The 25,774-nt window shown below is 71.5% G+C and carries 25 protein-coding genes; 15 read left to right on the top strand and 10 right to left on the bottom strand.

Annotation, left to right across the window (positions count from 1 at the left end; genetic code table 11):
• Window positions 1-26: 26 nt before the first annotated feature.
• Window positions 27-629 carry a class I SAM-dependent methyltransferase gene (locus PROPJV5_RS05875; RefSeq protein ID WP_220474351.1) on the bottom strand — a complete coding sequence of 201 codons (603 nt, stop codon included), beginning with the start codon at window positions 627-629 and terminating at the stop codon, window positions 27-29.
• Complete coding sequence (locus tag PROPJV5_RS05870) at window positions 622-1,323, bottom strand: hypothetical protein (RefSeq protein ID WP_220474350.1); 702 nt, start codon at window positions 1,321-1,323, stop codon at window positions 622-624. Before PROPJV5_RS05870 ends, PROPJV5_RS05875 begins: the two co-directional genes overlap by 8 nt.
• 30 nt (window positions 1,324-1,353) lie before the next feature.
• Between PROPJV5_RS05870 and PROPJV5_RS05865 the strand changes: the two genes are divergently transcribed.
• The 10 genes from PROPJV5_RS05865 to PROPJV5_RS05820 all read left to right on the top strand — a co-directional run bounded on the left by PROPJV5_RS05865 (window position 1,354) and on the right by PROPJV5_RS05820 (window position 14,065).
• The gene (locus tag PROPJV5_RS05865) at window positions 1,354-1,935 is read left to right on the top strand and encodes a TetR/AcrR family transcriptional regulator (protein WP_119715415.1); all 582 of its coding nucleotides are present in this window, start codon (window positions 1,354-1,356) and stop codon (window positions 1,933-1,935) included.
• A gap of 190 nt (window positions 1,936-2,125) precedes the next feature.
• On the top strand, window positions 2,126-3,448 hold the full coding sequence (locus PROPJV5_RS05860; RefSeq protein ID WP_119715597.1) for an SWIM zinc finger family protein: 1,323 nt from the start codon (window positions 2,126-2,128) through the stop codon (window positions 3,446-3,448).
• Complete coding sequence (locus tag PROPJV5_RS05855; protein ID WP_119715414.1) at window positions 3,445-4,908, top strand: DUF5691 domain-containing protein; 1,464 nt, start codon at window positions 3,445-3,447, stop codon at window positions 4,906-4,908. The genes PROPJV5_RS05860 and PROPJV5_RS05855 overlap by 4 nt, the downstream gene beginning before the upstream one ends.
• On the top strand, window positions 4,905-5,996 hold the full coding sequence (locus PROPJV5_RS05850) for an ATP-binding protein (protein WP_119715413.1): 1,092 nt from the start codon (window positions 4,905-4,907) through the stop codon (window positions 5,994-5,996). Before PROPJV5_RS05855 ends, PROPJV5_RS05850 begins: the two co-directional genes overlap by 4 nt.
• Window positions 5,993-8,311: a DUF5682 family protein gene (locus PROPJV5_RS05845; RefSeq protein WP_119715412.1), complete on the top strand. Its 2,319-nt coding sequence runs from the start codon at window positions 5,993-5,995 to the stop codon at window positions 8,309-8,311. The genes PROPJV5_RS05850 and PROPJV5_RS05845 overlap by 4 nt, the downstream gene beginning before the upstream one ends.
• Complete coding sequence (locus PROPJV5_RS05840; RefSeq protein WP_119715411.1) at window positions 8,308-9,528, top strand: VWA domain-containing protein; 1,221 nt, start codon at window positions 8,308-8,310, stop codon at window positions 9,526-9,528. The genes PROPJV5_RS05845 and PROPJV5_RS05840 overlap by 4 nt, the downstream gene beginning before the upstream one ends.
• Window positions 9,529-9,645: 117 nt before the next feature.
• Complete coding sequence (locus PROPJV5_RS05835; RefSeq protein ID WP_119715410.1) at window positions 9,646-10,110, top strand: hypothetical protein; 465 nt, start codon at window positions 9,646-9,648, stop codon at window positions 10,108-10,110.
• Between the two features lie 336 nt (window positions 10,111-10,446).
• Window positions 10,447-11,526, top strand: a complete 1,080-nt coding sequence (locus PROPJV5_RS05830; RefSeq protein ID WP_119715409.1) for an inositol-3-phosphate synthase — start codon at window positions 10,447-10,449, stop codon at window positions 11,524-11,526.
• 378 nt (window positions 11,527-11,904) lie between these two features.
• Window positions 11,905-12,636 carry a TetR/AcrR family transcriptional regulator gene (locus tag PROPJV5_RS05825; RefSeq protein WP_239018419.1) on the top strand — a complete coding sequence of 244 codons (732 nt, stop codon included), beginning with the start codon at window positions 11,905-11,907 and terminating at the stop codon, window positions 12,634-12,636.
• A gap of 181 nt (window positions 12,637-12,817) precedes the next feature.
• Window positions 12,818-14,065: an MFS transporter gene (locus PROPJV5_RS05820; protein WP_119715408.1), complete on the top strand. Its 1,248-nt coding sequence runs from the start codon at window positions 12,818-12,820 to the stop codon at window positions 14,063-14,065.
• Between the two features lie 220 nt (window positions 14,066-14,285).
• Here PROPJV5_RS05820 and PROPJV5_RS05815 read toward each other — a convergent pair whose 3' ends face one another.
• From PROPJV5_RS05815 to PROPJV5_RS05800, 4 genes are read right to left on the bottom strand one after another with little or no spacing between them, the layout of a single operon-like run.
• Window positions 14,286-15,020, bottom strand: a complete 735-nt coding sequence (locus PROPJV5_RS05815; RefSeq protein WP_182858592.1) for a hypothetical protein — start codon at window positions 15,018-15,020, stop codon at window positions 14,286-14,288.
• Window positions 15,017-15,718, bottom strand: coding sequence for a fluoroquinolone export ABC transporter permease subunit (locus tag PROPJV5_RS05810; protein WP_119715407.1), 702 nt, complete (start codon window positions 15,716-15,718; stop codon window positions 15,017-15,019). Before PROPJV5_RS05810 ends, PROPJV5_RS05815 begins: the two co-directional genes overlap by 4 nt.
• A 38-nt stretch (window positions 15,719-15,756) precedes the next feature.
• Window positions 15,757-16,605, bottom strand: a complete 849-nt coding sequence (locus PROPJV5_RS05805) for an ABC transporter ATP-binding protein (protein ID WP_119715406.1) — start codon at window positions 16,603-16,605, stop codon at window positions 15,757-15,759.
• A complete protein-coding gene (locus tag PROPJV5_RS05800) occupies window positions 16,598-17,305 on the bottom strand; it encodes a TetR/AcrR family transcriptional regulator (protein ID WP_119715405.1) in 708 nt (235 codons plus the stop codon). The genes PROPJV5_RS05805 and PROPJV5_RS05800 overlap by 8 nt, the downstream gene beginning before the upstream one ends.
• A 470-nt stretch (window positions 17,306-17,775) precedes the next feature.
• Here PROPJV5_RS05800 and PROPJV5_RS05795 point away from each other — a divergent pair, with 470 nt between their 5' ends.
• Window positions 17,776-18,276: a beta-class carbonic anhydrase gene (locus tag PROPJV5_RS05795; RefSeq protein ID WP_119715404.1), complete on the top strand. Its 501-nt coding sequence runs from the start codon at window positions 17,776-17,778 to the stop codon at window positions 18,274-18,276.
• Between the two features lie 92 nt (window positions 18,277-18,368).
• On the opposite strand, the gene PROPJV5_RS05790 is transcribed toward PROPJV5_RS05795, so the two are convergent.
• The 3 genes from PROPJV5_RS05790 to PROPJV5_RS05780 are packed head-to-tail and all read right to left on the bottom strand — an operon-like array spanning window position 18,369 to window position 21,810.
• The gene (locus PROPJV5_RS05790; protein ID WP_239018411.1) at window positions 18,369-20,042 is read right to left on the bottom strand and encodes an ABC transporter permease; all 1,674 of its coding nucleotides are present in this window, start codon (window positions 20,040-20,042) and stop codon (window positions 18,369-18,371) included.
• The gene (locus PROPJV5_RS05785) at window positions 20,039-20,941 is read right to left on the bottom strand and encodes an ABC transporter ATP-binding protein (protein WP_119715594.1); all 903 of its coding nucleotides are present in this window, start codon (window positions 20,939-20,941) and stop codon (window positions 20,039-20,041) included. Before PROPJV5_RS05785 ends, PROPJV5_RS05790 begins: the two co-directional genes overlap by 4 nt.
• A gap of 11 nt (window positions 20,942-20,952) precedes the next feature.
• Window positions 20,953-21,810 (bottom strand): MerR family transcriptional regulator, encoded by an 858-nt coding sequence (locus PROPJV5_RS05780; protein WP_119715403.1) that lies wholly within the window; start codon window positions 21,808-21,810, stop codon window positions 20,953-20,955.
• Between the two features lie 168 nt (window positions 21,811-21,978).
• Here PROPJV5_RS05780 and pyrE point away from each other — a divergent pair, with 168 nt between their 5' ends.
• Entirely contained in the window at window positions 21,979-22,521 is a 543-nt protein-coding gene (gene pyrE / locus PROPJV5_RS05775) for an orotate phosphoribosyltransferase (protein WP_119715402.1), read from the top strand.
• A gap of 1 nt (window position 22,522) precedes the next feature.
• Window positions 22,523-23,266 carry a LemA family protein gene (locus PROPJV5_RS05770; RefSeq protein ID WP_119715401.1) on the top strand — a complete coding sequence of 248 codons (744 nt, stop codon included), beginning with the start codon at window positions 22,523-22,525 and terminating at the stop codon, window positions 23,264-23,266.
• Between the two features lie 17 nt (window positions 23,267-23,283).
• Here PROPJV5_RS05770 and PROPJV5_RS05765 read toward each other — a convergent pair whose 3' ends face one another.
• Window positions 23,284-23,979: a DedA family protein gene (locus PROPJV5_RS05765; protein ID WP_182858614.1), complete on the bottom strand. Its 696-nt coding sequence runs from the start codon at window positions 23,977-23,979 to the stop codon at window positions 23,284-23,286.
• Window positions 23,980-24,072: 93 nt separating this feature from the next.
• On the opposite strand from PROPJV5_RS05765, the gene PROPJV5_RS05760 reads away from it, so the two are divergent.
• The gene (locus PROPJV5_RS05760) at window positions 24,073-24,741 is read left to right on the top strand and encodes a TrmH family RNA methyltransferase (RefSeq protein ID WP_182858613.1); all 669 of its coding nucleotides are present in this window, start codon (window positions 24,073-24,075) and stop codon (window positions 24,739-24,741) included.
• Window positions 24,742-25,130: 389 nt separating this feature from the next.
• A complete protein-coding gene (locus PROPJV5_RS05755) occupies window positions 25,131-25,754 on the top strand; it encodes a hypothetical protein (RefSeq protein ID WP_147385364.1) in 624 nt (207 codons plus the stop codon).
• Window positions 25,755-25,774: the final 20 nt, after the last annotated feature.

Below are 25,774 nucleotides of genomic sequence, written 5' to 3'. Positions count from 1 at the left end.
GAGGGCGAGGCCCGGGTGTTCCGGGTTCAGTCGGCGGGTCTCGTCCAGCGCAGTAGGTAGCGGTAGTACAGGCCCCGCCTGATCCGCGCGCCGGGCAGGAGTTCCCCGGCCGTCCGGCGGATCTCGCGCAGGTCCTCCGGGGGTTCGGCGACCGGCACGCCGATGTCGCGGGTCTCGTGATGCGCCAGTGAGCCGATCCTGGCGGCCGGCAGTGTCAGGGCACTGAACGCCCAGTCCACCGGGCTGCGATTCGCCGCCAGGCCGACCACCAGCAGGTCACCGCCGGGCCTGAGCAGCCGCGCCGCACGGCTCAGCGCCCGCCGGGGCTCCATGTGGTGCAGGCTCGCGACGAAGGTGATGAGGTCGTAGCCCGCCTCGTCCAGAGCGGCCTGCTCGAACCGGTCCGGGACGAGGCGCGCGGTGGGCAGCCCGGCGAGGCGTACCCGGGCCCTCTCTAGGGCCTCCGCATCCGGTTCAACACCGGTGACGGTCGACACCAGGGGCGCCAGCCGCTGCAGCAGCAGCCCCTCGCCGCAGCCGACGTCGAGGACGTCGCGGTGCCCCTGCCGTTCGACGGTGCGCAGGATCCACCGGTGGTACGCGGTGTTGTGGTTCCAGTAGTCATCCATGGTTTTCTTCATGGTCCCCCTGTTCCGGCCGCCGCGGCGACGCGTCAGACGCCCGATGGGCAGAGCTCGGTCTCCGGTCGGCGTCGTCCTCTCCCGTCTCATCGGCCCGTCCCCTTCGACGATCACCAGGCGGCGCATGTCGGTGCGCGCGTGGCGAGCGCCGCCTCCAGTAGCCCACCAGGGCAACAGTCAGCGCGACGGGCCAGATGAGCATGGGGGCGTAGGCGAGGGCCAGGACGGTGACCGCGCCCGAGCTCATGCCATCGGTGGGCGTCAGCCCCACTGACATCCCCATCCACCTGCTGGCGAACCTGGCCGCCGTGCTACCGATGATCGCGTACAGCATCGCGTCGCCCAGTCCGCCGATCGCGACGGGCAGCGAGCGGGGGATCACGCGCCCGCCGATTCCCGGCACCCACCGCGGCACCCGTTCGCCCCACGAATGGCACAGGCCCAGGCACAGTGCCGCGGCGCCGAGCTGAATCGCCTCCAGCCTCAGCACATAGGCCGTCATTGCGCCGCCGTCGCGGTAGAACTGCGCATATCCGAATCCGGTATCCACGCCGGCGAGCATCGCCAGGCGCCATGCCGCTGAGGGCAGCACCGAACAGAAGGCGGTCCAGCAGGCGATTGTCGCCCAGCGCTGCGGTCGGCGGCCCGTGGTCGCTGCCTGCGAAACAGTTTTAGAATCCATGTTCTAAATTGTCCTTGTACACTTCGGACCGTGGCAAGGCCGGTGAAGTTCAGCGCCGATGACATCCTCGATGCCGCCGCCCGAGTCGTTCTCACACGCTCAGGGAGCCCGCCGGTCGCGGAGATCGCCCGCGAGGTCGGGGCGCCCGTCGGCTCGGTCTACTACCGCTTCGCCTCACGGGACGAGCTGCTCGTCAGCCTCTGGCTGCGCTCCGTGCGCGACTTCCAGCAGGGCTTCATGGCGGCCTGCCGCCTGGAGCCGGCAGCCGACGCCGTCGTGGCCGCGGCACGGCACATCCCGGTCTACTGCCGTGAGCATCCGGCCGAGGCGCGAGCCATGACGCTTTATCGGCAGGCCGAGCTGGTCCGTGCCGCCCCCGAGTCCCTGCGAGACGAGGTGGCGACCGTCAACGATCAGGTCAACGCCCTCTCGCTCGAACTGACACGCAGACGCTACGGAGTCGCCGATGAGTGGCGGACCACGCTGCTGACCACGGCCACCAGACAGTGCCCCTACGGGCTGGTGCGTCCTCACCTGGGCGGGCCGATTCCCGACTGGATCGACGACGCCACCGCCGCCTGCGCCCGAGCCATCGCGGCCCTGGGGGACTGACGGAAGAGCATCACGGAGGTGCATCCGAGGGCTCCTCGGTGGGTGAACGACACGGCTGCGGCCGGTGCGATCGGTGAATGCTCCCCGGCCACCGGGGCTGCGAGACGGCTGTTCCGAGGGTCACTTCGCAGCGGGACGCATCTGATGAACAGACCGATTCGTGTCGGAGGGCTCCGTTAGGGTGGCATCCATGAGCACCCCCGCCATCGAACGATGGACGACCGAGCGCATCGACGCGCAGGCCCCCGACGCCCAGACGACCAGGGCGGGTCTCAAACTGGCCGTGCCGGATCGGTGGCCCGGGCTCGGTGTCTCCGAAGCCCTGCTGTGGGGCCTGTGCCAGGGATCGGGCAAGAAGCCCTACCAGGTGTGCGTCGACCTGTCGGGCCCCGCCTACAAGTGCTCCTGCCCGAGCCGCAAGTTCCCCTGCAAGCACGCCGTCGCCCTGCTCCACCTGTGGAGCCAGGGCGAGGTCGAGCCGGCCGAGCCCGCCGACTTCGCCGAGGAATGGCGCAGGCGCCGGGCCGACCGTGCCACGAAAGCGGCCGCCAAGACCTCCAGGAGCGAACGCTCCGCCGAGCAGAGGGCCGACGCCGAGGCGCGGGCCGCCCGCCGCGAGCAGCGCATCACCGACGGGCTCGCCGATCTCGACCGCTGGCTCGGTGACCAGCTGCACGAGGGGCTGGCCAGGGCCGGCACGCACCGCCGCGACGAGCTGCGCGACATGGCCGCCCGGATGGTCGACGCCCAGGCCCCAGGCATGGCCACCCGGCTCACCGCGCTCGCCGACGTCAGCGACGCCACACCCGGCTGGCCCGCCGCCGTCGTCGAAGGGTTCGGCATGATGCGGCTGCTGACCAGAGCCTGGCAGCGCCGCGCCGAACTGCCCGAGGACGTCGCGGCCACCGTCCGCTCCCACCTCGGCGTGCCGGTGCACGTCGAGGACGTCCTCGCGGGCCCCGGCATCGAGGACACTTGGGCCGTCCTTGGCATGCGTGACAGCAAGGAGGGTCGGGTCGTCGCGCGCCGCGTGTGGCTGCTCGGCCGGCGGACCGGCCGCTGGGCGCTCCAGCTGTCCTTCGCGGCGAACCACGTGGCGCTTCCGGCCGACCTGTTCCCCGGCCAGCAGGTGGAAGCCAGCACCCACCCCTACCCGGGCCGCGGCCAGCTGCGCTGCGCCCTCTCCTCGCAGCGCGAGCCCCAGCCGCTGTCCTGGCAGCCCCAGCCGGTCGGCACCGCCGCGGCACGCGTGGCGTGGCGGGACGCGGTGGCCCTCGACCCGTGGACCGAGAACCACCCGGTGCTCGTCGCCGGACGCCTGGCCGTCGACGACTCGGGCAGCTACGCCCTGAGCGACGACGACGGGGCGCTGCCGCTCGTCGGCGGCCTCGTGGGCCTGCGCAGGCTCGCCCTGGCGGCGGGTCGCGACGACCTCGTCGCATTCGGCGAACTCTCCACCGAGGGGCTGCGGCCCCTGAGCGTCCTCGACGGCGGGCGGGTGAGGTCGCTGTGAACGGCTTCGACGAGCTGGTGCGGTGCGCGACGGTGGGGCTGGGAACCCGGCCCCTCACCGCCGACGGCCTCGAACCAGAGGTGCGGTCGGCCCTGGCCGAGGACTCGGCCACGACCACAGACCTGGCACTCGACGCCGCTGCGGCCTACGCGGTCGCGCACCGCGCCCGGATCGGCTCCTCTCCGCGGGCCCGTCCGCTCGGGCTCCCCCCGGCCACCCGCGAGGTGCTGCCGCCACATCTGGAGACGAGAGTCCGCCGCCTGTTCGGCGACCAGGCGCGGCGCAAGCTGTTTCACGAGACCCTGAGCATGGTCGGTGCCCAGGGCTGGACCCTGCCGCCCGACCTGCTGCTGCGCGTGCTGAACTCCCTTCCCACGCCCGACCGCGCCCACGTGATCATGGACGACAGGGCCCGCGCCCTGTTCGACACCGACAGACCGGGCCTGGACATCCCGAAGTCCGGTCGTGCGCTGTGGGACGAGGGCACGCCCTGGCAACGCGTCGACTACCTCGGGCAGGTGCGACGCGATGACCCCACGGCAGCCTGGACCCTGCTCGCCGACGGCACCTGGCTGGGCGAGGAGTCGAAGATACGCAGTTTGATGCTGAAGAAGATGTCGGTCGGGCTCGGTCCCGACGACGAACCCCATCTCGAGGCCCTCCTCGACGACGAGGACGCACACGTCCGGTGGGTCGCAGCCGAGCTCTTGAGCTCGATCAAGGGTTCGAGGACTGTCCGGCAGGCCGAGGAACTGCTCAAAACACACCTGGAAGTCAGCGCGGGCCCGCCCGATCCCCCCGTGATCGACGGCACGCCGATCGAGCCGACCGACGAGCTCATCCGCGACGGCTACGACTGGGAGCACGGCTTCGGCACGCCGATGCCGGTCACGCGGCTGCAGCTGGCGGTGAGTCGGGTGCCGTCCCGCCGCCTGGCGGGGCTCATCGGCCTGTCCACCACCGAACTCGCGTCCGCCCACGTGCTCCTCGAGGGTGCCGACATCAGCGAGGCGTTCCAGGACGCGCTCAAGAGGTCTGCCCACAAGTTCCATGACGCGGAGTTGGCAGAGGCCCTTCTCAGGGCCCGCCCCGAGCCCAGCGAGCTCCTCGACGTCCTCGGCGCGGGCCGGCGTGAGCAGCTCATCCTGGAACTGTTCGACACGCCCACCCTCGCCAGGTTCCGTGGGCGCTTCTGGCCACGGCCACTGTCCCGGGCGATGCTGCACCGGGTCGCCGAGGCAACCGCCTGGTCCTCGACTCAGCGGATGGGGCTCGAGCTGTTCGAGCTGTGCTGGGTCATGGCGCAGGACACCCCGGCGGAGCTGATCCCCGAGGCGCTGTCCCTGCTCGAGGCCGTCCCGGTCGCCCCCAAGCAGAACACTCGGGGCATCGAGCAGGCACTGAGCCATCTGCGCGGACGCCAGGAACTCACCCGGATCATCGACGAGGAGACCACATGAACACCCAGACCACCCTCCTGCGCCCCCACGCCGAGCAGCGCTACGCCGGCGAGCTGGCCGCCCTGGCCGCCGTGGACGACCGGCCGAGACCCGCCAACTGGCGGCTCTCGCCCTGGGCCGTCGTCACCTACCTCATGGGCGGCACGCTGGGCGACGGCACCGTCATCACGCCCAAGTACGTCGGCAACCGGCGGCTCGCCGAGATCGCCGTCGCCACCCTGGTCACCGACCGCGCCCTGCTGCTCCTCGGCGTGCCCGGCACCGCCAAGTCGTGGGTGAGTGAACACCTCGCCGCCGCCATCAGCGGCACGTCCACGCTGCTCGTCCAGGGCACCGCTGGCACTACCGAGGAGGCCGTCCGCTACGGCTGGAACTACGCCCGGCTCATCGCCGAGGGCCCCTCGCAGGCCGCACTCGTGCCCTCGCCCGTCATGGAGGCCATGGGTTCGGGCCGCATCGCCCGCGTCGAGGAACTCACCCGCATGCCCTCCGACGTCCAGGACGCCCTCATCACCGTGCTCAGCGAGAAGACCCTGCCCGTGCCCGAGCTGGGCAGCGAGGTGCAGGCCCGCGGCGGCTTCAACCTCATCGCCACAGCCAACGACCGCGACCGGGGCGTCAACGACCTGTCCTCGGCCCTGCGCCGCCGCTTCAACACGGTGGTGCTCCCGCTGCCGGCCTCCGCCGAGGAGGAGGTGACGATCGTCACCCGCCGCGTCCGGGACCTCGGCTCGGCCCTCCAGCTGCCGCCCGCCGACCAGGCGGTCGACGAGATCCGCCGCGTCGTCACCGTGTTCCGCGAACTGCGCCAGGGCGCCACCGAGGACGGGGCGACGAGCCTCAAGAGCCCCTCGGGCACGCTGTCCACCGCCGAGGCCATCTCGGTGGTGACGAACGGGCTGGCCATGAGCGCCCACTTCGGCGACGGCGTGCTGCGCCCCAGGGACGTGGCCGCCGGCATCCTCGGCGCCGTCGTCTCCGACCCGGTGTCGGACCGGGCCGTCTGGACCGAGTACCTCGAGACCGTGGTGCGCGAGCGCCCCGACTGGGCCGACTTCTACCGCGCCTGCCGCGAGGTGGACGAGTGAGCAGCGCCGAGGCCGCGGCGCCCCCGCCGGTACGGGTCTTCGGGGTGCGCCACCACGGCCCCGGGTCCGCCCGCGCCCTCGCGGCCGCGCTCGACGCCTACGCCCCGGACTGCGTGCTCATCGAGGGGCCCGCCGACGCTGACAAGCTCATCGAGTGGGTCGCCGACCCCGTCATGAGGCCGCCCGTGGCGCTGCTGGCCTGGCAGACCGATCGTCCCGCCAACGCCGCGTTCTGGCCGATGGCCGTGTTCTCGCCGGAGTGGCAGGCGTTGGGCTGGGCCACCCGCAACGGCGCCGAGACCCACTTCATGGACCTGCCCGCCGCCATGACACTCGCCGCCACCGGCCGGCAGGACCCGGACGAACCCGATCCGGACGACGCGCAGGGCCAGGTACCGGCCGACGGGGAGCTTCCCGAGGCCGGGGCCGACCGGCTCACCGACGACCCCGAAGGACCGGCCGGGGAGGCGCCCGAGGAGGACCCACGGGCCGGCCACCGCACCGACCCCATCGCGGAACTGGCGCGGATCGCCGGCTACGACGACCCGGAGGCCTGGTGGGAGGACGCGGTGGAACTGCGCAGCACGGGGGATCCCTTCGACGACCTCACCGAGGCCATCGGTCTGCTGCGCGAGGCCACGCCCGAGACCGATCCGCGCACCCTGCGCCGCGAGGCCCACATGCGCAAGGTGCTCAGGGCCGCCAGGCGGCGCGGCCACGAACGGGTCGCCGTGGTCTGCGGGGCCTGGCACGCACCGGCCCTGGCCGGCCCGGCGCCCACGCTCAAGGCCGACAACGCCCTGCTCAAGGGCCTCCCCAAGGTGAAGACCGCCCTCACCTGGGTGCCCTGGACCCACGGCCGGCTCGCCACCGTCAGCGGCTACGGGGCCGGCATCGACTCCCCGGGCTGGTACCACCACCTGTTCACCGCGCCCGACGAACCCGTCGCGCGGTGGTTCACCCTCGTGGCCAGGTCGATGCGCGAACACGACCTGCCCGTCTCCTCCGCCCACGTCATCGAGGCCTCCCGCCTCGCCGACGCCCTCGCCGCGCTGCGCGGGCGCCCCCAGCCGGGGCTCGCCGAGGTGAGTGAGGCCACCTGGTCGGTGCTGTGCGCGGGCAGCAGCGTCCAGGCGGATCTGGTGACCCGCGAGGTGGTCGTCGGCCAGGCGCTCGGCGAGGTGCCGCCGGGCGTGCCCATGGTGCCCCTCGACGCGGACCTGCGGGCCACCGCCCGCAGCCTGCGCCTGACCATGAGTGCCACGAAGCGGACCATCACCCTCGACCTGCGCAAGCCGAACGACCTGGCGAAGTCCCGGCTGCTGCGCCGCCTCGCCATCCTCGGCATCGACTGGGGCAAGCAGGGCAGCGCCCGCGGCACCGGCACCTTCAAGGAGGCCTGGGAGCTGCTGTGGGACCCCGAGTTCTCCGTGGCCGTCATCGAGGCCGCGGCCTTCGGCAACACCGTGGCATCGGCCGCGGGCAACGCGCTGCTCACCCGGACCTCGACGCTGCCCGAGGTGACCGCCGCCGTCGAGCAGGCCCTGCTCGCCGACCTCGGCGAGGTGCTGCCCGAGCTGCTGGCCACCCTCGACGAGCGGGCCGCCGGAGAACCGGACGTCCTGCACCTGCTGCAGTCGATCCCAGCCCTGGCCAGGAGCATGCGCTACGGCGACGTGCGCGGCACCGACACCCGGGCGCTGGGCGCCGTGGCGCAGACCGTGCTGACACGCGCCTGCGCCGGCCTGCCGGCCGCGGCCTCCGGCACGAGCGAGGACGCCGCCGAGACGCTGCGCCGGGCCATCGACGACGTCCAGGGCGTCGTCGCCCTGCTCGACGAGCGGTCCGGCCGGCTGTGGCACGACACGCTGCGCTCCCTGCTCGCCTCGAGGACCCTGCCCGGCCTGCTGTCCGGGCGCATCGTGCGTCTCCTGCTCGACGCCGGCCGTCTCACCGCCGACGAGGCGGCCCGTCGCCTGGGCAGGGCACTGTCGCCCGGTGCCGAACCGGAGCGCCAGGCCCACTGGATCGAGGGCTTCCTCGCCGGCAGCGCCCTGCTCCTGCTCGAGGACCGCCAGCTCCTCACCGTCATCGACGAATGGGCCACCGACATCCCCGATGAGGCCTTCCGCCGCGTCCTGCCGGCGCTGCGGCGGGCCTTCGGCACATGGTCCACCGCCGAACGCCGGATGCTGGCCGGCCGGGTGGCGCACCTGGGCGATCCGCAGACGCACGCCGCCGAGGCGGCGGAGGACCTGCTGCACGCGGGCCCGGTCCTGGAAACGGTCGGCGCGATCCTGGGAGGCGGACGATGAGCACGGCACCGGCGGCGGGAGACCAGCAGACCGGCTCCGGGCCGATCAGCGCCGAACAGCGCTGGCGGCTCATGCTCGGCACGGACAGCACCGGCGGGGCCAGGAGCAACGAGGTGCTGACCGTGGAACAGCGCGCCATGGACCGCGCGCTGGCACGGCTCTACGACGTCGGTGACGAGGATGGGCAGGCCGGCCGGAGAAGGGCCGGGCGCGGCGGGCTCGAGTCCGCCATGCCGTCCGTGGCGGCCTGGCTGGGTGACATCCGGCGCTACTTCCCCAACCGGGTGGTGCAGGTCATGCAGAACGACGCCATCGAGCGATTCGGTCTGGCGGCGATGCTGGCCCAGCCCGAGATCCTCGAAACCCTCGAACCCGACGTGCACCTGGTGGCCACCCTCGCCCGGTTGTCGTCAGTGATCCCCGAGGAGTCGAAGCAGACGGCCCGCCAGGTGGTGAACACGGTGGCCGAGCAGGTGGCCGAACGCATCGCCAACCGCATGCGCCAGTCGGTGCACGGCGCGCTCGACCGGGCCAACCGCACCGCGCGGCCGCGCCCGAGCGACATCGACTGGGGCCGTACCATCGCCGCCAACCTCAAGAACTACCTGCCCGAGCAGCGCACCATCGTGCCCGAACGGCTCGTCGGCTATGGGCGCAGGCACCGCGGCGTCCAACGCGAGTTCGTCATCTGCCTCGACCAGTCCGGGTCGATGGCCTCCTCGGTGGTCTACGCCTCGATCATGGCGGGCGTCATGGCCTCGATCAGCGCGCTGCGCACGCACCTGGTGGCCTACAGCACCGACATCGCCGACCTCACCTCGATGCTCAGCGATCCCGTCGACGTGATCTTCGGCGCCCAGCTCGGCGGCGGCACCGACACCGCCCCGGCCCTCGAGTACTGCCGGCGCTCCATCACCAGGCCTTCCGACGCCGTCGTCATCCTCATCAGCGACCTGTACGACGCCCGCCCCGAGCGCATGATCGACCAGGCGCGGCAGATCCGGGCCGACGGCGCCACGATGATCGCGCTGCTGGCACTGAGCGACGACGGCGTCCCCTCATACAACAGGTCGGCCGCCGCCGAACTGGCGGCGCTCGGGGTGCCCGCCTTCGGCTGCACACCCGACGCCTTCCCCGAGCTCATCGCGGCAGCCATCGAGGGTGCGGATCTGGGGCACTGGGCCGAGCAGCGGTCGGACGAGGAGTCCGGTCGGTGAGCCGCTCACGCTCGGCCCTCGCCCCCGCTCGGCGAGGGCAATGACTCGCGTGCCGCGTCACCGGACAGGGGCCCATGGTCGTAGTCTTGTCCGGCGGGTTCAGGACAGGAGTGGCGCATGTGTGCTGAGAGCGGCCGTGGGAGGCAACCGACGCCGGACGAGGCCGGTCACGCGGGTGAGGGCGGGCCGGAGGAACCCGAGTCGTGGGCGGCCAGAGCCCAGCCCGCCCGAGCCGCCGCGTCCGGCACCGGCGAGGTCGCCGCGACCGAGAAGCGCGGGCTCCACGCATGGGGCCTGGGCGTGGCCCGTTCGGCGGCCCGCGGCCTCGACGAGCCCGCCGCCCGTCAGATCTACTCCCCGCGCAGGGGCATGCCCGCCCCACGACGGGTCAGGACGGGAACGGTGCCGGACTGGTGGTGGGCGAGCCATCCCCGGCGCGCCCAGTGCGAGACGCGGGGCTACTACCGTCCCAGACGCTTGAGCCCCGACGCGCCCGCCGACCTGTCGCTGCTGGGCCCCTCGTCCCTGCGGCTGTGGTTCATTCCCATTCCCGGGCTGCCCCGCAGGTGGTCCAGGGGGTGAAGAGGCTCGGCGGCGCCCGGCAGGGCGCCGCAGCTGTGACGAGTACGGCCCGGCCGGGCGCCGCCCCAATCGCGGGGCGACCACCACGCGGCTGGGACTCATGGATCGTCTGCCCGCCGTGGCGGTTCGGCCCGGTCCGAGAGCGGACGCCTGTGCTCCCGGCTCAGCTGAGCGATGCCGGGGCAGACCGCCCATCTCGCCGCCACGCGCGATCGGCTCGTCGCCGGGTCTGACCCACGTTCAGACCATGGTGGGATGTGTTCGCTCCCGGCTGATGGCTAGAGTCATGCGAGGCACCCCCGAGTAGTCATTGCCGACCATTGAGGGGAAACAGAGATGAGCAGAGTTCGTGTCGCCATCGTTGGCGTGGGCAACTGTGCGGCGTCACTGGTGCAGGGTGTCACCCACTACGCCGACGCCGAACCGACCGACACCGTGGGCGGGCTCATGCACGTCCAGTTCGGCGACTACCACGTCTCGGACATCGAGTTCGTGGCCGCCTTCGACGTCGACGCCGCCAAGGTGGGGCTCGACCTGGCCGACGCCATCGGCGCGTCGGAGAACAACACCATTACGATCGCCGACGTCGCCCAGACCGGCGTCACGGTGCAGCGCGGCGTCACCCTGGACGGCTTCGGGAAGTACTACCGCGAGACCGTCACCGAGTCCGCCGAGCCGCCGGTCGACGTGGTCCAGGCGCTCAAGGACGCCAGGGCGGACGTCGTCGTCTCGTACCTGCCGGTGGGCTCGGAGGAGGCCGACAAGTTCTACGCCCAGTGCGCGATCGACGCCGGCTGCGCCTTCGTCAACTGCCTGCCCGTGTTCATCGCCTCCGACCCGGCCTGGGCGCAGAGGTTCACCGACGCGGGGCTGCCCATCATCGGCGACGACATCAAGTCGCAGATCGGCGCCACCATCACCCACCGGGTGCTGGCAAGGCTGTTCGAGGAGCGCGGCATCACGCTCGACCGCACCTACCAGCTGAACGTCGGCGGCAACATGGACTTCAAGAACATGCTGGAGCGCGAGCGGCTGGTGTCGAAGAAGATCTCCAAGACGCAGGCCGTCACCTCGAACGTCGCCACGACGTTCGACGAGAAGGACATCCACATCGGCCCCTCCGACTACGTCGGCTGGCTCGACGACCGCAAGTTCGCCTTCGTCCGCCTGGAGGGACGCAACTTCGGCGGCGCCCCGGTCAGCCTGGAGTACAAGCTGGAGGTCTGGGACTCCCCGAACTCGGCGGGCGTCGTCATCGACGCCGTCCGCGCCGCGAAGATCGGCCTGGACCGCGGCATCGGCGGCCCGCTGCTGTCCCCGTCGTCCTTCTTCATGAAGTCCCCGCCGCAGCAGCGCCCCGACGAGGAGGCGATGGACTCCACAGAGGACTTCATCGCGGGCCGCGTCGAGCGCTGAGCGGCCGGACCCGCTGCCCACACATGCAGGTCGGCCCGCGGCGGCCATGAGTGCTGCCGCGGGCCGGTCCTCGTCGTGCCCGCGGTTCGTTCGGCCGGACCAGCCGGCCGGCTCCGGTCATCGCCCTGACAGGTCGAGTTCCGCCAGAAGCGTGCTCGGGCCTGCCCGTCCGGCGGGGGAGAGCGCTGCGCGCAGATCGGCGTTCGTTTCCTGGGCGGCCACGACGCCGCACGCCGGCAATCGCCGTCCTTCTGGGGCGATCGCCATCGCATGCGCCCCGCGGCCGTTGTGGCTGCGCGTCCCGTGCAAGGCCCCGAGTGGAGCAGGGCCCGGCGTCGAGCCGAGTAGCCTGTCCCTACGGGGCTATGACTGGCGGTGATGCAGATGTCGGGTGGCAGGGCACGTGCCGGCGGAGCGCGCGGCGGGCGGGACACCTACCACGCCGGGCTCACCACGGAAGCGGTGGTCGACGCCGCCGTCGAGCTCTCACGGGAGACGGGGCTGACGGTCTGGTCGTTGCGCGATCTCGCTCAGAAGCTGGGGGTCGCCCCGTCGGTCATCTACCACCACGTTGGCGGCCGCGAGGCGCTCAACCACCTTGTCGCAGGGCGGGTCATGGCCCTGGTGGGGCTGCCGACGCAGGTCATGCCCTGGAGGCAGTGGTTTCGTGAGGCGCTCTTCCCGATCCGCCCCGTCCTGAGGACCTACCCGGGAACGGCCCGGTGGGTGCTGCTGCACGGGCCGGTCCTGGCCGACCTCGCCCCGGTCATCGACTCGGGGATCGCCTCGTTGCGGCGGGACGGTTTCGGTCAGGAGGCTGCGATCGCCTACGCCGCGCTGGTCAACACGGCGATGATGATGATCGCCGGGGCCGACGACCGCATCCTGTACGAGGGGGACGCTCCCCGCGATCAGGCGAGCCTCATCCGCGGCATCGAGGGCGTCTCGGCGCACAGCGAGGGCATCTCACAGGTGACGCGCGACCTGCTGGTCCAGTTCACCGGCACCCCCGAGGAGATCGCCGCCGCCCAGGACCACTACTACCGTTTCGTCCTCGAACGACTCATGGATGGTCTCGAACTCAGGCTGAGAAGCGGCGAAACCGGCTGAACGGTCGTCCGATCCGCCAGGACCGAAGAGACCCGTGTGGTCCGAGGCATTGCAATGAGAACAGTGTTCACTTAGGGTGCACTAGGTGTTGTTTCGCGGTTCGTGGGTCGAAGCGCGCCACAACACCGGCCGCCTGGTGCGGCCTTTGCCTGACCGATGAGTCGGAGAGGGGATCGGGGTCATGACCGCCTCGCACGAGACACAGCAGGGAACGAGTTCTCCGCAGATCAGGATCGTCCTGTCGGCGGTCTTCCTGGCCTATCTGGGCCAGACGACGCTCAACCCCGTCATCGCGCCGCTGTCCCGCGAGGTCGGCCTGGCCGAGTGGCAGGTCGGCTTCACGATCAGCGTCGCGGCGGTCATGGTCGTGCTCACGAGCCAGCTCTGGGGGCGCCGCTCCCAGTCGTGGGGACGCAAGCCGGTTCTCGCCGCCGCGCTGGGCACCTGCACCGCGGCCATGGTGCTCTTCGCCGTCATCGCCGCCCTCGGGGTGCGCGGCGCCCTGAGCGGTACGCCCCTGTTCTGCCTGTTCGTCCTGGCGCGCGGCCTGATCTTCGGCACGGCGCTCGCCGCGATCCTGCCGACCGCGCAGGCCTACGTCGCCGATATCACCACGAACGAGGAGGAGCGGGTGCGCGGCATGGCGGGCGTCGGCGCCTCCCAGGGGATGGCCTCGATCGCCGGGGCCCTCGTCGGGGGACTCCTGTCGGGCATCTCGCTCATGGTCTCGGTCGACATGGTGCCCGTGTTCCTTCTCGTGGGGCTGCTCGTCGTCGTGGTCGGCATGCGCCGCGAGACCAGCGCCGAGCTGGTCGCCGAGCCGGCGCGGATCCGCCCCTTCGACCCGCGGGTCTGGCCCTACCTCGTCGCCGGCTTCGGCATGTTCACCGCGATGGGCCTCATCCAGGTCGTCACCGGCTTCCTCGTGCAGGACCGCCTCCACCTCGATGCGAATACGACGGGGCTCGTCTCGGGCGGCGCGCTCCTGGCCGCGGGTGTCGGCATGGTGCTCGCCCAGAGCGTCATCGTGCCGCACTCGAAGTGGTCGCCTCCCGTCCTGCTGCGGGTGGGCACCTGCACGGGCGCGGTGGGTTTCGCCCTGCTCGTGGTCGACGGCGGGGCGGTGCTCCTCATCGTCGCCGTGACGCTGATCGGAGCGGGCATCGGCATCGGCATGCCGGGCTACACGGCGGGCCCCACCCTGCACATGAGCCGGGAGGAGCAGGGCGGCCTCGCCGGCCTGATCGGCGCGACCAACGGGCTGACCTACGTCGTCTCGCCGACGGCGGGCACCGCCATGTACGGGCTCTCGCCGACGCTGCCGATCGTCGTCGGGGGCGTGATCCTCGCCCTCGTGTTCGTCTTCGTCCTCGTGCACCGCAGCTTCCGCCGCGCCTCCGCGGCTGGCCCTGCGGTCTTCGTGGAATGACACACGGAAACCGCAGGGCGAATGCGTGGGGCACCGGAGGGGAGTTGCGTGCTGAGGCGGCCGTGGCCTGGTCCTGCGGTTCTTGTGGAATGACGCACGGAAACCGCAGGGCTATGACCATTCGGGTGGATCCGTCCCGGTCTGGTGTCCGCGATGGGCTGCCTCTGCCTGCGGTTCTCGTGAAATGACACACGAGAACCGCAGGGCGAGTCGGCGTTGCTCACCGCGGGGCGCCGTGCCGGGTGATTCGCCGCAGGGCCGTCCCGGCCACTGCGCCACATACCAGTATCGATCCCGCGGCCCAAGCGGGCGCTGAGGCGTTCCCGGCGGCGAACTCCCGGTACGCCCGCGCGGGCCACCAGCTCGGGACCACGGCGAGCAGCCACCCGCCGATGCCCGCGCCGGGCAATACGGCGGGCAGGATGAGGACGACGAGGGACAGCTTGACGGCGGCGAACCCCTGGACGGTGTCCGTCGTCCAGCAGGCGAGCCCCAGCGCGGTCGCCCCGGCCAGGGGAGCGGCGGCCAGGGCGACACCGCAGACCCGGGCGATGCCCAGGTCGTTGAGACCCCCGATCCTCAGGCACATCGCGCACGCCCCAACCGCAACGAGCGACGCACCCGCCGCCCGCCACGCCAGGTAGCCGCGCAGCGACACCGGCGTCACCGCCAGCGCGTCCCACACCCGATCCTCCTTCTCGCCCAGCAGCATGAAACCGACGACCGTCCCGATGAGCACCGGGACGACGATCCCGAAGGCGGTCACGTCGATGCGGGCGGACCACTCCTGCGCGAGTTCCGCGCGAAGACCGAGCGCCGCGAGGACCGGTGAGGCGCCGAGTCGGACCGCCAGGGCCATGATGACGGGAACCGCGGGCATCCATGCGAGCAGCTCGTCCCGGGCAAGGCGGGCCAGATCGGCCGGCAGCAGGCCCAGTACGGTACGGGGCCTCATCCGCGTGCCCCCGCCGGCGTGACGGCCCGGCGGAGCCGGTGCCTGGCGAGTCCGCCCAGTCCTGCGCACCACGCGGCGCCGAGGGGCAGGCAGGGCGCGGCGGCCGAGGACGGGGCGGCCCCGAATGCCACGTCGATCAGGACGACGGCCGGCTGGAGCGGGTGCAGCCACAGCCACCACCCGCCCGGCCCGCCGATGAGCGGCAACAGAGGCAGGCTGAGCACGAGCGTCCACGCCCCGGAGGGCAGCAGGAAGGCGCCGATCGACTCGTAGCCGGCAACCGCGACGACACCGTAGAGGGTGTAGACGCAGGAGACGAGGCCGACCCCGACGGCCAGGGCGGGCCAGAGCGCCAGTGGACCGTGGAGGACGAGCACCAGCACGGTCACCTCGGCCAGGGAGAGCAGAGCCAGGGAGACCACCAGAGCCGTCAGGTACTCCCAGGCTCTCAGCGGGCTGACCGCCCGGGCGGCGAGGGTCCCCTCGTTGCGCTCCTGCAGGACCTGGACCGCGGCGAAGTAGAAGGACGTGATGGTCAGCTCCCCCAGGACGATCACCGGCCACCACCGGACCAGGTCCGCGGCGAGAGGAGACAGGAGGGCGGCCACGGTCAACCCGGTGAGCAGGGCGACGAGCCAGAAGCCCTCCTGGGCATGCCTGCGAAGATCGAGGACGAGAGTGGCCGCGCTGCGCCTCATGGCGGCTGCTGGCCCGTGCCGGTCTGCGCCCATGACTGTCACAGCTCTCGTCCCGTGACGGCCGCGAAGACCTCGGCCAGGTCGGCTTCGCGGGAGTGAATCGTGTGGATGCGCCGGGTGCGCAGCGTCTCGCGGAAGCCCTCGTCCGCGGCAAGACCGTCCAGCGGGAACAGGGCCTCGCCGTCGTCCCAGGTGACACGGACCTGTCGTGAACCGTGACGGCGGCACAGTGCGTCCGGCTCGCCGATCTCGACGAGCCTGCCCTCGACGATGAAGCCGACCCGGTCGCAGGCGCGCCTGGCCAGGTCCATGTCATGGGTGGTGACGACGACGGTGCAGCCCCGTGCGCGCTCGGCGGCGATGAGCCGTGCCATGCGGTGGGCCCGCACCGGATCCAGACCCGAGGTGGGTTCGTCGAGGAAGACGAGTTCGGGGTCGTGCAGGAGCGCACGGGCCACGTTGAGACGCACCCCCATGCCCTTGCTCAGGTGCGCCGCCCGGGTGCCGGCGTCCTCGGCGAGACCGACCGCGTCGAGCAGTTCCTGCGGATCGCGGGTCGGCCCGGAGTACAGGTGGGCGGTGTAGGCCAGGTTCTCGCGCAGGGTGAGTCGCCCGAATGCCACGGGTGTCTCGAAGGCCACGCCGATCCGTTCGTAGACCCCGCGTCCCCATCCCGAGATCTCCCGTCCGAGGATGCGGGCCGAGCCCCGGTACCCGGTGAGCAGGCCGGTCAGCACGCGCTGCAGCGTCGACTTCCCGGCGCCGCTCGGCCCGAGAAGGCCGATGATCTCGCCCGCGGCCACAGCCAGATCGACGTCTTCGAGCGCGGGCTGCGGGGCGCCGCGGTAGGTGAAGCCCAAGCCATGGGCGCGGATCGCCTCAGTCACTGTTCTGGGCCCCCAACGGTGTGCCCTGGGCGGTCCCGGCGTCTCGCCGTCCGGGCGTCCCGTTCCCGGCGAGCGCAGCCACGAGCATGGCGACGAGATCCCGGGCGACCGCCGCGATCTCCGGTTGGTCGAAGGCACTTCCGGTGGTGGCGGCGTGGTCAGGTGCGATGCCGAAGCGGGCCATGACGTAGTGGGGCACGCCGAGGAGGACCCTCTCGATCATCCAGGCGGCCGTACCGGGATCGACGTCGTCGCGCAGCTCACCGGTGGCCTGCCCCGCGGCGATGGCGGTGGTGGTCCACTGGCGGATGTCCTCGGAGAGCGCCTCGTCCGAGTCGAGGATTGCGGGGGCGTCGTCGGAGAGGGAGCGCGCCAGGACGGCCCACCCCCGGGGGTCGCGCCGGTGGAAGTCGTGGCTGCCCAGGACGATCGCGGTGAGAACCTCCTCGAAGGTTGCCTCCGGCGGGGGTGTGCCCGCCAGGTCGATCCGCGCGCTCATGAGCCCGCGCACCAGATGGGTGTACGCGTCCAGCTTGTCGACGAAGTACTGGTAGAAGCTCCCCTTCGAGACGCCGGCGGCGGCCGTGATGCGATCGACCGAGGCCTGGGTGTAGGTCCTCGCGGCGAACTCATCCTTGAGGGCCTCCTCGATGCGGGATCGCTTCTCCTCGGGGAGGTTGAAGAAGGTGGGGTGAGGCATGTGCGACTCCTATGACTCCCCAGTCATATGACTGATGAGTCACACTCTAGGAAACGGTCGCCGCAACGTCAACGAGGCCGATGAGAGAGCCAGTGATGAGTGAGCCAGTGAGGACCTTTGCAGCACCTGTCCCTGCGGTCCTTGTGGAATGGCGCACGGAAACCGCAGGGCGATGACCATTCGGGTGGATCCGTCTCGATCCGGTGTCCGTGATGAGCTGCCTCGCCCTGCGGTTCTCGTGAAATGACACACGGAAACCGCAGGGCGATGACCACATTCGGTCGATCCGTCCCGATCTGGTGTCCCGGTGGGCTGCCTCCGCCTGCGGTTCTCGTGGAATGACACACGAGAACCGCAGGCGAGCCGAATGCTGCTGATCGGACGAGCTCCTCCGGCGGGGGAATTGACCGGGGAATACATCATGGACGGCGGTGATTCTCACCATCATCCGTTGTGAAGGAGATCTTTCAATGAATCCGATATCCACTGGGCCCAGTGTCGGGGACGTCCTGGCCAACGCCGAGGGCTATACGGCCGACTTCGCGCCCGTCGAGCTGGGCGCCCGGCTCGCCGTCGTCGCCTGCATGGACAACCGTCTCGACGTGACCCGCCTGCTCGGCCTGGCCAACGGCGACGCCTTCGTCATCCGCAATGCCGGCGGCATCCTCACCGACGACGTGCGCCGCTCCCTGGCCATCGCCCAGCACGCCCTCGGGGTGAGCGAGATCATGCTCATTCACCACACCGACTGCGGCATGTCGCACCTGGACGACCAGGCCTTCGCCGACCGGCTCGCGGCCGAGACCGGGCAGCGCCCCACCTGGCGCCCCGGCGGCTTCACCGATCCGGCTCAGGACCTGCGCGAGGAAATGGCGGCCCTGGCCGCCGACCCGCACATCCCGGCCGGTGCCGAGGCCAGGGGCTTCCTCTACGACGTCGAGGACGGCACCCTCACCGAGGTCACCCGCTGAGGAACGCGCGTCACGTCCTCTCCTGCGGTCGCCCTGCGGTTCTCGTGAAAAGACACACGAGAACCGCAGGGTTTGTCGCGCGGGGCGCGGCTTCACCGGGCCAGGTCGCGGCGCCGGTAGGCGAGCAGGCCGATGAGTGCGCCGGCGATCCCGATCGTCGCCTGCACGGCCAGCGGGCCCCAGTCCGGGTCACCGACGACGTCGAGGTGGTGGCCGAGCACGCTGAGGTCCTGCGCCCAGTCGGGCAGCTCGACGAGCCCGCCGAAGAACTGCGCGAAGACGCTCCATCCCACGACCGCCCAGACGAGCGCGGACAGGCGCGGTGCCAGGCCGACCAGCGCCAGCGCGATGCCGATCGTCGCCAGGACGCCGGGCAGCTGGCTCACCGTGAACACGAAGGCGCGCCCCACGGCGTGGTCGTCGGTGAACTGGGTGCCCGTCATGGCCGCCAACACCGCGCCCGAGAGCGCCAGCAGGACGACCGACTCCACGACGGCCACGCCCGCCTGCGCCACGAACATCCGGGCACGTGAACCCCCGACGGAGGCCTCGAACTCCACGAGACCGGCCCGCTCGTCGGCGGCCAGGGCGTTCACCCGCTGCGCGCCCGCCACCGCGACGAGCAGTACGGTCATGATGGTGAGCAGCTCCATGAACTGCTCGACCGGGCTGCCGCTCGCCATCTTCTCGACGTAGGAGCTGGTCGCCGAGTCCGGTGCGAACAGCTCGGTGATGCTGGACGCCATCGCGCCGAACAGGGCAGACGCCGCCGCCACGGTCACCGACCACGCCGCCATGGCGCGCAGCGCCAGGCGCGCCTGCAGATCGGGGTATCCGCTCAGCCGCCAGCGTCGACGCGACGAGCTGCGGTCGGGCAGATAGCCGCCCAGGTACTCCCGGCGCGCGAACAGCCGCGCCGCCACGACGGTCAGCAGGACGCAGGCACCGGCGCACACGGCCAGCGGCCAGACACGGTCGTCGCTGTAGGGGCGGACGAGGTCGCGCCACGCCAGGGGCGTGAACCAGCGCAGCCGGCCGGTCTCGGACTCGTCGGCCAGTACCCGCAGCGCGAAGGAGCAGCCCAGCGCGGCCAGGGCGAGCCCCCGGGCCGGACCCGTCTGCCGGCACAGCTGGCAGGCCAGGGCCGCCAGTGCGGCGAAGGCCCAGCCCGTCACCGCGATGGCGCCGGCCAGCGCCCAGGCCCCGGGGACGGTCAGCTCCGTCACGGAGCCGGTCAGAACGGTGAGGACGAGACCCGCCCCGCCCGCGAACAGGGCGACCGCGCCCCAGACCACGAGGACGGGTGCAATGAAGGGCACCAAATGGCCGACGCCGCTGCCGCGCTGCACCTCGACCAGGCCGTCGTCCTCATCGGCGCGCATCGACCGGCAGGTGAGCAGGATCGCCATGAGGGCCGCGCAGATCAGCAGATAGGTGCCCGTCTCCCACTGGACGAGCTGCCCGATCCGTCCGGGCAGCGGCAGGACGCCGTAGAGCAGCCGGGTGCCCGCCGTGTCGCGCATGCTCTGCACGAGCAGTTCCCGCTCCTGCAGCGAGGGGTAGACGTCCTCGTAGGCCGGGGGTGTCGCGGCGACCAGCAGCCACAGGGGCAGGGTCCAGGCGAGTACCTGCACCCGCAGGCGTCGCAGCAGCAGGCGCACCGACGGTCCCAGCCCCCGTAGCGGGCCGGTCCGGCCCGGCCGCGTCACCGGCCGGCGCGGTGCGGCGTCGTGGACGGTCGGGGTCGGATTCACCGTGGTGCTCATCGGGCGTCCTCGTAGTGACGCAGGAAGAGGTCCTCAAGACTGGCCGGCCCGCACCTCACGTCCGTGACCCGGCAGGCGGCGACGACCTCCATCGCCCGGGGCACCAGCGCGGACTCCACCTGGACCGACAGCTGGTCGTCCGCCCGATCGGCCGGGATGCCCCGGTCCTCCAGCTCGGCGGCCGCGCGGTTCAGGGTCTGGTCGTCGGCGCGGATCTCGATCTGGGTGCGGGCCAGCCTGCGCAGCGTCTCCAGGTCGCCGTGCTCGACGACGCGCCCCTGCTTGATGATCGTCACCGCCGAGCACAGGTGCTGCACCTCGGCGAGGATGTGGCTCGACAGCAGCACGGTGCGCCCCTGCGCCGAGGCACGGGCGATCTCCTCGGTGAAGACCCGTTCCATGAGCGGGTCCAGGCCGCTGGTCGGCTCGTCGAGGACGAGCAGCCGGGTCGGTGCGGCGAGCGCCGCGACGAGCGCGACCTTCTGCCGGTTGCCCTTGGAGTAGGTGCGCACCTTCTTGGTCGGGTCGAGTTCGAAGCGTTCGACCAGCTCCTCCTCGCGGGCGCGGTCGCGGCGCCCGCGCAGCCCCGCCAGGGTGTCGAGCGCCTGCCCGCCGGTCAGGTTCGGCCACAGCGCCACGTCGCCGGGCACGTAGGAGATCTCCCGGTTGATGGCCGAGGCCTCGTGCGCCGGGTCGCGCCCGAGCACGCGCACGGTCCCGCCGTCGGGGCGGTACAGGCCCAGCAGCACACGGATCGTCGTCGACTTCCCGGCCCCGTTCGGGCCGAGGAAGCCGTGCACCTGCCCGGCCGCGACCTCGAGGTCGAGGCCGTCCAGGGCCGTGAAACGCCCGAAACGCTTGACCAGGGAGCGCACGCGCACGGGGGCGTCGTCGTTCATCGTCGGTGTCGTCACAGTCGTGGGTGCTCCCTTCCCGCCGAGCGGCGGATCGTTGCGGCGAATTCCGGGTCGGACAGCATCAGGGCGAGCAGCCTGGTGGTGAAGACCTGCTGCGCCTTCTGCGAGTAGCTGATACCCGCCAGCACCTCGGCGAGATCCCACAGGGCGCGCCCGAGGGGGCCGCCGGGCAGGTCGTCCAGGACGGCCAGGGTCTGCTCCTTGTGCCGCAGCGCGAGCTCCCAGGTGTCCTGGGCCAGCCGTAGCGCGCTCGCCTCGCCCGTCTCGTCGAGGCGGGCGAACGCGATGATCTGGCGGGCGCACTCGTCGCGTTCCGCCCCGTCGAGTCCCTCCACGAGGAGGCCGGCGCTGGCGGGGATCGCGCCGCGCGAGGCGAGGATCATCATGATCTGTCGTTCGGCGCGCACGGTCCGCAGGGCCTTGTCGGAGACCCCCTGCCCGACCGCGCGGATTCGGTCCTCGATGTCGTCGTAGAAGCGGGCGAGCACGCTGGGCAGCGGCGAGAGCGTCCCGCCGTCGGCGACCTGGGCGATGAGCCCGTCGATGCGGTCGGCCTGCTCGCGCAGCGCCCGCTGCTGCGCGTCGATGCTCCGGCGGGCCGCGCGCAGATCGCGCAGCACCGAGTCGCGGTCGGCCCCCGACTCGTCGGCGGCGAGCATGTCGGCCACCCGCGGCAGCGGAAGCCCGCCGCCGGCCAGCCAACGGATGCGCAGCAGCCTGGCCAGGTGCTCGACGCCGTACTCGCGCCGGCCCCGCACGGTGGGCGGCACGTCGAGCAGACCCAGCTGGTGGTAGTGGCGCACGGCTCGTGGGGTCGTGCCCGCCAGGTCGGCCATCTCCTTGATGCGCATGCATCCACCCCAGCAGGTGACGCAACGTCACTGTCAACCCCCGGTGCCGCATGTCCCTCGTCGGCTCGCTGGCCCGGGAACGTCTCGGGGAATTCCCGGAGTCCCGGCGCACGGTCGGCCCGGCCCGGGAAACGTGCCCTGCCGTCGGGCCCGGATAGGCTCTGTGTCATGACTGACCGTGAAGAGCTCCTGCACCACATCGTCGACGAGGCCGTCGTGCGCGGACATGTCGTGCTGTCCAGCGGCAAGGAGGCCGACTACTACATCGACATGCGTCGGGTCACCCTGTCGGGCGTGGCGGCTCCGCTCGTCGGCCGGGTCATGCTCGACCTCGTGAGGGACTGGGACTTCGACGTCGTCGGCGGTCTGACGATGGGTGCCGACCCGGTCGCCGCCGCGATCCTGCACGCCGCTGCGGCGGCGGGCAGGCCAGTGGACGCCTGCGTCGTCCGCAAGGAGTCCAAGACCCACGGCCTGCACAAGCGCATCGAGGGCCCGGGCGTCGAGGGCCGCCGCGTGCTCGTCGTCGAGGACACCTCGACCACCGGTAACTCCGCGCTCACCGCGGTCCGCGCCCTGCGCGAGGCCGGCGCCACCGTCGTCGGCGTCGCGGACATCGTCGACCGCTCCGGCAAGGTCGTCTCCGAGGCCATGGCCAAGGCCGGCCTGGAATACCGTTTCGCCTATTCAGCAAAGGATTTGGGGCTCTGACATGCTCATCGGAATCATCATCGTCCTGGTCGTGCTGCTGGCCCTGGCCGGCGGCCTGTTCGTCGGGCCGTACAACCGGCTCGTCGCGCTGCGCAACAAGCTGCAGGAGGCGTGGCGCCAGGTCGACGTCGAGCTGAACCGGCGCTACGACCTCATCCCGTCCCTGGTGGAGACCGTCAAGGGATACGCCACGCACGAGCACAACACGCTGTCGGACATCATCGCGCTGCGCAACCAGGCCCGCAGTCTCGACACCACCGCCGCGCCGAGCGCCGAACGGGTCGCCGTCGAGTCCCGGCTGAGCGGTGCCGTGGGCGGCCTCATCGCCACCGCCGAGGCCTACCCCGAACTCAAGGCCGACGCGGGGTTCCGTCAGCTCGTGAGCGAGCTCTCCCAGACCGAGGACCGCATCGCCAACTCACGCCGCTACTACAACGCGGTCGTCGGCGACTACAACACCAAGGTCGAGTCGTTCCCGTCGAACATCGTGGCGAACATGTTCCACTTCACCCAGGCCGCCTACTTCCAGCTGGACGACCCGACCATGCGCGCCAACCCCGGGGTCGACTTCAGCCAGCTCGGCTATGGCTCCGGCGTCCAGTCCCAGACCCCGGGACAGATCACCCAGGGCCAGCAGCCCCAGGCCCCGGGCTTCCAGGCGCCCGGCTATCAGGCCCCTGCCCCCCAGCCGCAGGCCGATCAGCAGTTCCGCCGGCCCGGGCAGCAGCCGCCAACCCAGCAGTGACGGCGCCGTGCGGCCCGTCAGACCGCCGCGGCGTCCGCCTCCTTGGCGGCCTTGCGCTTGCCGTTCCACCACTCGACGACCATGGGGACGACCGAGACGAGGACGATGAGGACGAGGATCAGGTCGATGTGGTCGCCGATGAACTTCACATTGCCCAGCAGGTAGCCGGCCAGGGTGATGCCCCACGCCCAGACGATGCCGCCGATGGCCGTCCACGAGATGAAGTGGCGGAAGGTCATTCCGGCGGCGCCGGCCACCATGGTCACGAACGTGCGGACGAAGGGCACGAACCGGCCGAGCACGAGGGCCTTCGAGCCGTACCGCTCGAAGAAGGCGTGGGTGTCCGCCAGGTGCTTGGGGCTGAAGATCTTGCCGATGAAGCCCTCGCGTGGCTTGAACAGCCACGGGGCGATGGTCTTGCCGATGTAGTAGCCGGCGATGTTGCCGCCGATCGCGAAGACAGTCATGATCGCGCACGCCACGATGTAGACGAGCGGCTTGGGCATCGACCCGAAGGTGATGGACGGTGGGTTCATGGCGATGAACATGCCGACCGTGAAGAGCAGGGAATCGCCGGGCAGGACCGGGAAGATGGCGCATTCGATGAACAGGATGAGACAGACGCCCCACAGCGCCCCGTTCCCGAGGGCGTGGATGATGGCCGCCGGGTCCAGCCAGGACGGCATCATGGGCACGAGCGTGAGCAGGGTCATGAGATTCACGCCACAAGGGTAGCCTGAAGGCTCGTGGAGACCCCTGGACGCGGCGCCGAGCCCCCTCGCGAGGTGACGCACCCCTACGAGGCGGTGGCGCGCAGGGCCGCCGAGCCCGCCGACCCGACGGCTCCGAGGGTCGGTGTCGGACCCGCCCCGAGGCCGTGGCCCAGTGACGAGCGCTACGATCCGGAGCTTCTCGCCCAGGGCGACCACCGCAACGTGCTCGACCGCTACCGCTACTGGACCACCGAGGCGATCGTCGCCGAGCTGGACAGCCGGCGGCACCCGCTGCACATCGCCATCCAGAACTGGGCCCACGACTTCAACATCGGATCGATCGTGCGCACCGGCAACGCGTTCAACGTCGCCGGCGTGCACATCCTCGGCCGCCGCAAGTGGAACCGCCGCGGGGCCATGGTCACCGACCGCTATCTGCACGTGCACCACCACCCAGACGTCGCCTCGCTCGTCACCTGGTGCCGCGGACACGACCTGACGATGGTGGGTGTGGACAACCTGCCCGGCTCGGTGCCGCTCGAGACCGCGCGGCTGCCCGAACGCTGCTGCCTGGTCTTCGGTTCGGAGGGCGACGGGCTGACCGACGAGCTCGTGGCCGCCTGCGCGATGATCGTCTCGATCACCCAGTACGGCTCCACCCGCTCCCTCAACGCCGGCGCCGCCTCGGCCATCGCGATGTACCACTGGGCGCTCCAGCACGCAGGCACGGCAGGGCCGGGCGTGTCCGACCCCACCGGGTGAGGGCTGCGACGACTCCGGGAGACCTTGAGCATTGCCCGGACGTGGGCGGATGAGGCACTGACGCCACTTGGTACACGCAGGAGACCAGCGCAACGCCCGCGCGTGCGCGGATGGGGCCGGGGCCGGGACGGTGTCGGGGCGGGCGGCGTGGCAACGCCCGCGCGTGCGCGGATGGGGCGCGGGCGTGGTCATGGGTTGGCTCGACGGCCAGGCATTGCCGCGCGGGCGTGGATGGGGCCGCCACGCCGTGGCCCCGGGCTCCGCGCAGGAGCATCTCCCGGGGCAGGCCGGAACCCCGGGTTTCGTTCGAGGCCGCGGGCATCCCCGGGGCCTAGGCGGACCCTTCGGTCCGACGGCCCGTGGCCAGCTGGCCGGTTAGACTTGCCCGCGTGAGCCAGACGAACGTGACAACCGACCCGGGTGCTGCCGCCCAGCCGGTGCACACCGCCTTCACGGTGTCGGTCACGCCCGCGCTGTTCGCCGAACGCGCGGCCTTCGCCAAGAAGGGCCTGATCGGCCTGATCTTCTCACTGGTCATCAGCATCGCCATCAGCGTGACGCTCCTGCGCCGTTACCTGGAGTCCTCAGGGCTGCTCCCGCTCACACCCATGAAGCTGTTCGTCATCGTGCTCATGTGCGCGCCCACCCTCTACTCGCTCGGGCGGCTCATCGTCCGCCTCCTCAGGCACCGGGGCCTGCGCCGGGCCCTCAGGGTGCTCGTGCCCGGCCAGGTGATGCGCATCGAACGTCTCGGCCTGGTGCTGCGGCACAGCGACCACGTGGAGTACCTGCCCTGGGCGCAGGTGGCCGCCGTGCGCGGGGTGCGCCGCTGGGACACCCCCGGCCCCGAGCTGCGCGTGGAGCGCACCGACGGCACCCACTGGGCGGTGCCCTTCGCCATTCTCGACGTACTGCCCGGCGGCATCGACGGTGGCCTGTACGCCTACTCGGGCGGACGTCTCAACCTCGACATGATCGTCTGCGACGACATCTGGTCGGGCAAGGGTCGTTGAACCAGGCCCGGATGGCTGTG

This window comes from Propionibacterium ruminifibrarum, assembly GCF_900289195.1.
GTDB classification, from domain to species: Bacteria; Actinomycetota; Actinomycetes; order Propionibacteriales; family Propionibacteriaceae; genus Propionibacterium; species Propionibacterium ruminifibrarum.
Note: the sequence above shows the minus strand (reverse complement) of the source record. Positions and strands in the feature narration are given on the sequence as shown.

Bases quoted from the DNA above. Each gene is read 5' to 3' on its own strand.
- PROPJV5_RS05875 (WP_220474351.1), bottom strand. From the start codon at position 629: ATGGATGACTACTGGAACCACAACACCGCGTACCACCGGTGGATCCTG.
- PROPJV5_RS05870 (WP_220474350.1), bottom strand. From the start codon at position 1,323: ATGGATTCTAAAACTGTTTCGCAGGCAGCGACCACGGGCCGCCGACCG.
- PROPJV5_RS05860 (WP_119715597.1), top strand. From the start codon at position 2,126: ATGAGCACCCCCGCCATCGAACGATGGACGACCGAGCGCATCGACGCG.
- PROPJV5_RS05850 (WP_119715413.1), top strand. From the start codon at position 4,905: ATGAACACCCAGACCACCCTCCTGCGCCCCCACGCCGAGCAGCGCTAC.
- PROPJV5_RS05840 (WP_119715411.1), top strand. From the start codon at position 8,308: ATGAGCACGGCACCGGCGGCGGGAGACCAGCAGACCGGCTCCGGGCCG.
- PROPJV5_RS05835 (WP_119715410.1), top strand. From the start codon at position 9,646: ATGTGTGCTGAGAGCGGCCGTGGGAGGCAACCGACGCCGGACGAGGCC.
- PROPJV5_RS05830 (WP_119715409.1), top strand. From the start codon at position 10,447: ATGAGCAGAGTTCGTGTCGCCATCGTTGGCGTGGGCAACTGTGCGGCG.
- PROPJV5_RS05825 (WP_239018419.1), top strand. From the start codon at position 11,905: ATGCAGATGTCGGGTGGCAGGGCACGTGCCGGCGGAGCGCGCGGCGGG.
- PROPJV5_RS05820 (WP_119715408.1), top strand. From the start codon at position 12,818: ATGACCGCCTCGCACGAGACACAGCAGGGAACGAGTTCTCCGCAGATC.
- PROPJV5_RS05815 (WP_182858592.1), bottom strand. From the start codon at position 15,020: ATGAGGCCCCGTACCGTACTGGGCCTGCTGCCGGCCGATCTGGCCCGC.
- PROPJV5_RS05810 (WP_119715407.1), bottom strand. From the start codon at position 15,718: ATGAGGCGCAGCGCGGCCACTCTCGTCCTCGATCTTCGCAGGCATGCC.
- PROPJV5_RS05800 (WP_119715405.1), bottom strand. From the start codon at position 17,305: ATGCCTCACCCCACCTTCTTCAACCTCCCCGAGGAGAAGCGATCCCGC.
- PROPJV5_RS05795 (WP_119715404.1), top strand. From the start codon at position 17,776: ATGAATCCGATATCCACTGGGCCCAGTGTCGGGGACGTCCTGGCCAAC.
- PROPJV5_RS05790 (WP_239018411.1), bottom strand. From the start codon at position 20,042: ATGAGCACCACGGTGAATCCGACCCCGACCGTCCACGACGCCGCACCG.
- PROPJV5_RS05785 (WP_119715594.1), bottom strand. From the start codon at position 20,941: ATGAACGACGACGCCCCCGTGCGCGTGCGCTCCCTGGTCAAGCGTTTC.
- PROPJV5_RS05780 (WP_119715403.1), bottom strand. From the start codon at position 21,810: ATGCGCATCAAGGAGATGGCCGACCTGGCGGGCACGACCCCACGAGCC.
- pyrE (WP_119715402.1), top strand. From the start codon at position 21,979: ATGACTGACCGTGAAGAGCTCCTGCACCACATCGTCGACGAGGCCGTC.
- PROPJV5_RS05770 (WP_119715401.1), top strand. From the start codon at position 22,523: ATGCTCATCGGAATCATCATCGTCCTGGTCGTGCTGCTGGCCCTGGCC.
- PROPJV5_RS05765 (WP_182858614.1), bottom strand. From the start codon at position 23,979: ATGACCCTGCTCACGCTCGTGCCCATGATGCCGTCCTGGCTGGACCCG.